Raw genomic sequence first — 5,226 nt, 5'->3', positions numbered from 1 at the left:
AGCGCAATGCCGGCGAGCAGCGCGCCGGCGGCGTCGGCCGCGAGCAGCACGCTGTAGGACACGCCGGGATCGCCATGGCCGAGATCGCCGGCATAGCCCGGCATCTGGGCGTGATAGGCATTGCCGATCATGAAGGAGGTGAGGCCGGCAAGCCAGGTCATCGCCGTCAGCACCGGCTGGGTGCCGATGGCGCGGATGGTCAGCACGATGTCGGCAAGGCCGCGCACGGCAAAGCGCCGCGCCGCGACGCTCTTGTCGCGCACAGGCGCCCAGAACAGCCACAGCAGCATCGGCAGATAGAACAGCGTGTTGAAGATGATGCCGTGCGAGGTGCCGAGCGTCAGCATGATCACGCCGCCGACGGCAGGCCCGACCAGGATGCCGAGATAGCGCGCCATCGCGTTCAGCCGCACCGCGCTCGGCAGGTCCGCAGGTCCCACGAGGTCGTAGAGCAGGAGCTGGTTCGGCGTCTGCCAGAGCACGCCGGCGCAGCCGTGGATCACCAGCAGCAGCATCGCGTGCCACATCTGGATCGTATCGGTGATGAAGAAGAAGCCCCAGCCGGCGGAGGCCGTGATGAACAGCAGCATGCCGCACTGGATGATGCGGCGCGGATCGAACCGGTCGGCGAGCCCGCCGACCGCGACCGAGAACAGCAGGAACGGGAGCCAGTGCGACAGCACGGCAAATCCCCCCAGCGTCGGCGAATGGAATTTCTGGAACACCACCCAATAGCTGATCACATGCTCGATATTGTCGGCCATCATCGCCAGCACGTAGGCGATGAACTGGAGGCGGTACGGCACCGACTTCATCGCCGCGAACGAGCCGGACGCAGCGACGGGATTTTTGGGCAGGGGGTTCAAGGGGCTACCTGGAAAGGATGTTATCCGGCCATACACGCTCACTGCTGAGCGCTCAAGACGTTGGGTGTAGATACAGCCATGCACTGCCGCCACACACTCCGCCGTCATCCTGAGGTGCGAGCCATGCGATGCATCAGCATCGCATGGAGAGCCCCGAAGGATGGGCCACAGGCGTTTGCAGCCCATCCTTCGAGGCGCGCAAGAGCGCGCACCTCAGGATGACGGCGGAGCGCGTGGCTGAGATCCGTAGCCCGGATGAGCGCAGCGACATCCGGGACATCTCTTCCCGCATGTCCCTGACGCTCATGCGGGCTACGAGACTTGCGCTTGGCACGCGCGCGCATCTCACATACGCTTCGCCTTACGCCCGCACCAACCAATCAGAACAGACGGGCATCGAGGAAATCGCCATGCAACAGATCCGCGTCTGCACCCACGCTGGTCCCGGCTCGGAGCCCGTCATCCGCACCGTGCCGTGGCCGAAGGTCGGCCGCAAGGCCGCGCTGATCAAGGTCGGCGCCTGCGGCGTCTGCGGCACCGACTTGCACATCCTGAAAGGGCATTGGCCGAAGCCGCTGCCCTGGCCGTTCACGCTCGGCCACGAGATCGGCGGTGTCATCGTCGAATGCGGCGACGAGCTCACCGAGGACTTCATGAGCAAGCCGCTCAAGGTCGGATCGAAAGTCATGATCCCGCCGCTGATGCCATGCGGGCATTGCTATTACTGCATTCATTATCCGCAAACCGCCAACAAATGCCTGACGCCGGTCTATTACGGCCGCTATCTCGGCTTCGACAAGGCGCCGCACATGTGGGGCGGCTGGGCCGAATATGTCTATGTCGATCTCGACATGCTGCCTGGCACCAAGATCTACAAGCTGCCCGACGACATGTCGCTGCGGCTCGGCGCGCTGTCCGAGCCGCTGACCTCGTGCATCCGCGCTTTCAATCGCGCTACCCGCGCCGGTGGTTTTTCCTGGGGCGACACGGTGGTGATCCAGGGCTCGGGTCCGATCGGCATTCTGGCGGTCGCGGCTGCAAAGGAGATGGGGGCGGGGCGCGTGATCTGCGTCGGTGCGCCGGAGGAACCGCGGCTCAAGCTCGCCCGTGAGTTCGGCGCGGAGGCGACTGTCAACATCGAGGAGATCAAGTCGCCGCAGCAGCGCATCGCGCGCGTGCGCGAGATCGTCGGCGGCTTCGGCGCCGATCTCGTGATGGACTGCTCGGGCCATCCCACCGCCGGCCCCGAGGGCATCGAGATGCTGCGCGACGGCGGCACCTATGTCGAGATGGGCCAGTTCACCGACGCCGGCTCGATCGAGACCTCCTGGCACCGCATCTGCACCAAGGACCTCAATGTGCTGGGATCCTGGGGCTTCACCGGCAACGACCTGCCGCTCGGCGTCGACATGCTGTATCGGACCGCGGGCAAATATCCCTGGCTGAAGATGCAGACGATCTATCCGTTCACGGAAGAAGGCGTCGCGCAGGCGGTGAGGGATGCGATGGCGATGAAGACGGTGAAGTCGACCATCGTGCCATGGCCGGAGCTGGTGGAGTAGCCGATGCCGTCGATCCCGCACGATCTCGCGGCGTTCCTGGTCGAGGCCAAGCGGCGCACCTATGCCGGTCTCGATGACGACGCGACCGTGGCGAAGCCGTTGCTTGCCGGCTCAAAACAGCTCGAGCACCGCGCGCCGCCTTTTGCCTATCGCGACATTTATTTCGGGATGGGATTTTTCGTCGGGCAGGAGACCGTGTCGAAGGACGACCGCGTCATCTGGTCGATGAGCTACAGCGGCGGCGTCGGCGCGGAGATCAGAGATCGGGAGACGTTTCTCGCGATCTACAAATTCCTGCGTCAGGCGTTGCTGGGCGTGCGCGTCGAGCAGCCCTACCGGGGACCGCCCCTGTTCGAGCAGGCAGGCATGGTCTACCGCAACGAGATCGAAGGCGCGCTCGATCGGTTTCACGGTGTCGAGACGATCTCGCAGCAGGACGGCACCAAGCTCTACGAGCTGCGCTATGGTGGCGGGCTGCTGCGTTAGCCTCCAGTCTTGTAGCCCGGATGAGCGAAGCGATATCCGGGGTGCTTGTGGGGAAGCATTCCCGCATGTCGCTCCGCTCATGCGGGCTACGTCCGGGCTTTTGAATAAAGGACACGATGACGAACGAACAGACAGCCGAACCACCCCCGCGCCCCCGCTCGCCCTTCCATGCCATCCGCGCGATCGACTACACCGTCATCTTCGTGCGCGACATGATCGCAATGCGCAGCTTTTACGAGGGCGTTCTTGCCTTCCCGCTGCTGCGTGAGTTGTCGTCGAACTGGATCGAGTACGGCATCGGCAGCAACACGCTCGCGCTCGCACGACCGAGCCGGACCGCGGCCGACGCACCGACGCCGCCGGGCAGCGCTTCGCTGCAACTGGCGTTCAAGGTGTCCGCAGCCGAGGTCGATGCATGCGCCGACGAACTGGTTCGGCAGGGCATTGCGCTGGTATCGCCGCCGACGAACCAAACGTTCGGACATCGCACCCTGTTCTTCCGCGACCCCGACGGCAATCTGCTGGAGATTTATGCGGAGATCTGAGCGGGAGCCGACGCCCAAAAAGTTCCATCTGATTTCCCCGAACTATTCACGCGGAGGTGAAACTTAGGCCCAAGTTCCGGCTTTCACTTCGCGGGAGAGGTGCCGTGAAGCGAATCCTGAAACCACTCACTTACATCCTGGCTGCAATCTACTTCCTGGTGGATGCGGTTTTCATGGCCGTGGCGAAGCCGATCGCGCGCTGGATCGAGCGGCATTTCCAGTTCAGGCGCTTGCGCGCCTGGATCAGGTCGCTGCCGCCATATCCGTCGCTGGCGTTGTTTTCCGTGCCCGTGATCATTCTGGAGCCGGTCAAGCCCGTGGCGGCCTACTTCGCTGCAACCGGGCAGGTTGTGAGCGGCGCCGTGACTTTCATTGTCGGCGAGCTGCTCAAGCTCGTGCTGGTTGAGCGCCTGTTCCATCTCACGCGCGACAAGCTGATGCGAATTCCCGCCTTTGCCTGGGTTTACGGAAAATACGCCGCGGCGAAGGCGTGGCTGCAAGCGACCGAAGCCTGGCGCGCCATCCGAGCGCTCGCCCGCGCGGTCAAGGACGGTGCTGTGCGTGCGAGAGCCAGGTTGGTCGGCAGCTTCAGCGGACTAGCTCCCTCCAGGGATTAGGCCGCGCCAAGCGCGCTGCCTGCTATGCGAGCTTGCGCGCCGCTGCGGTTGCCTTGTCGCCCGTGTTTGGTGTGCCGGTGGGTTCGATCAGCATCAGGTGAACCTCCTCGCGCGCCACCGGGCGATGCTCGACCCCTTTGGGCACGACATAGAGCTCGCCCGGACCGAGCGTCACTGTGCGGTCCTGCAATTCGATGTCCAGACGACCCTTCAGCACCAGAAAGAAATCGTCGGTGTCGTCGTGCTTGTGCCAGGTGAACTCGCCCTTCACCTTCACCACCATCACGTCGCAATCGTTGAAGGTCGTGACCGTGCGCGGGGACCAATGGTCGTGAAAGGTCGCGAGCTTGTCGGCGAGCGATATGCTGTCGGCCATGTTTCACTCGTGGGCGTTTCAGTTGGACAGGATTTGGGATCGAGGGACCGGCGCGACAAGACGCGCCTCGGGTTCATCAGGTGCGTGTGGCGGAGAAGGGGGCTCGGTCATTCCCGACAGTGTTTCAACGTCGTCATTGCGAGCGCAGCGAAGCAATCCAGGCGCGAGAGTCGATCTCTCTCGTGACCCGGGCAGGCTGCAAGGAGCCCGGCGTCAGACCGGTCGCGCTTCACCTTAATCAAGGTGGTCGAAAAAGCCCGCTGCAACCTCTGGGGCGCGGTTCTCTTTGCGAAGCCATGCATCATAGGCATGGTGATTTCCGAGCGCTTGGCGTAAAGAGCGCCCAGATCAAATCCAGCGTGCGGCCGGGCCGTTTGCCCCCCACGCGAGCTCAGGCCCGCCGGTTCACCGTTTGCGCGCCTGAATTAACCAAGGTTCTCCATCCGTGTCTTTTCCGGCCCTGACCCCGCCGCTCGCCCAAGCTTTGGCCGAGCGGAACTATGATTCACCGACCCCCGTTCAGCTCGCCGTGCTCGCGGACGATGCCCGCGATCGCGACCTCCTGGTTTCGGCGCAGACCGGCTCCGGCAAGACCCTCGCTTATGGCCTCGCCATGGCCAGGGATCTGCTCGGCGATGCCGAGCGGTTCGAGCAGGCAGCCGCACCGCTCGCCCTCATCGTGGCACCGACCCGTGAGCTCGCGATGCAGGTCCACCGCGAACTCGCATGGCTCTACGGGCATGCGGGCGGGCGCGTGGTCTCCTGCGTCGGCGG

7 protein-coding genes are annotated in these 5,226 nt (G+C 64.2%); 5 read left to right on the top strand and 2 right to left on the bottom strand.

All coding sequences use genetic code 11. The features are described from left to right. Positions 1-815 (bottom strand): MFS transporter (locus tag MOV74_RS30810; protein ID WP_246930606.1); only part of this gene is annotated, 815 nt, incomplete at its 3' end. Between the two features lie 461 nt (positions 816-1,276). Between MOV74_RS30810 and MOV74_RS30805 the strand changes: the two genes are divergently transcribed. From MOV74_RS30805 to MOV74_RS30790, 4 genes are all read left to right on the top strand, one after another. After that, the gene (locus MOV74_RS30805; protein ID WP_246930603.1) at positions 1,277-2,428 is read left to right on the top strand and encodes a zinc-binding dehydrogenase; all 1,152 of its coding nucleotides are present in this window, start codon (positions 1,277-1,279) and stop codon (positions 2,426-2,428) included. 3 nt (positions 2,429-2,431) lie between these two features. Then, positions 2,432-2,914 carry a DUF5680 domain-containing protein gene (locus MOV74_RS30800; RefSeq protein ID WP_246930602.1) on the top strand — a complete coding sequence of 161 codons (483 nt, stop codon included), beginning with the start codon at positions 2,432-2,434 and terminating at the stop codon, positions 2,912-2,914. 116 nt (positions 2,915-3,030) lie between these two features. Next, positions 3,031-3,459: a VOC family protein gene (locus MOV74_RS30795; RefSeq protein ID WP_246930600.1), complete on the top strand. Its 429-nt coding sequence runs from the start codon at positions 3,031-3,033 to the stop codon at positions 3,457-3,459. 104 nt (positions 3,460-3,563) lie between these two features. After that, positions 3,564-4,076: a hypothetical protein gene (locus tag MOV74_RS30790; RefSeq protein WP_246930597.1), complete on the top strand. Its 513-nt coding sequence runs from the start codon at positions 3,564-3,566 to the stop codon at positions 4,074-4,076. Positions 4,077-4,098: 22 nt separating this feature from the next. Here MOV74_RS30790 and MOV74_RS30785 read toward each other — a convergent pair whose 3' ends face one another. Continuing rightward, on the bottom strand, positions 4,099-4,452 hold the full coding sequence (locus tag MOV74_RS30785) for a cupin domain-containing protein (protein WP_246930595.1): 354 nt from the start codon (positions 4,450-4,452) through the stop codon (positions 4,099-4,101). Between the two features lie 445 nt (positions 4,453-4,897). Here MOV74_RS30785 and MOV74_RS30780 point away from each other — a divergent pair. Continuing rightward, the coding region (locus MOV74_RS30780; RefSeq protein ID WP_246930593.1) for a DEAD/DEAH box helicase at positions 4,898-5,226 on the top strand (329 nt) is incomplete at its 3' end.

It is taken from the genome of Bradyrhizobium sp. SHOUNA76 (assembly GCF_023006445.1).
Classification (GTDB): domain Bacteria; phylum Pseudomonadota; class Alphaproteobacteria; order Rhizobiales; family Xanthobacteraceae; genus Bradyrhizobium.
The sequence above is the reverse complement of the archived record's forward strand: the minus strand, read 5'-3'. Positions and strand labels throughout refer to the sequence as shown.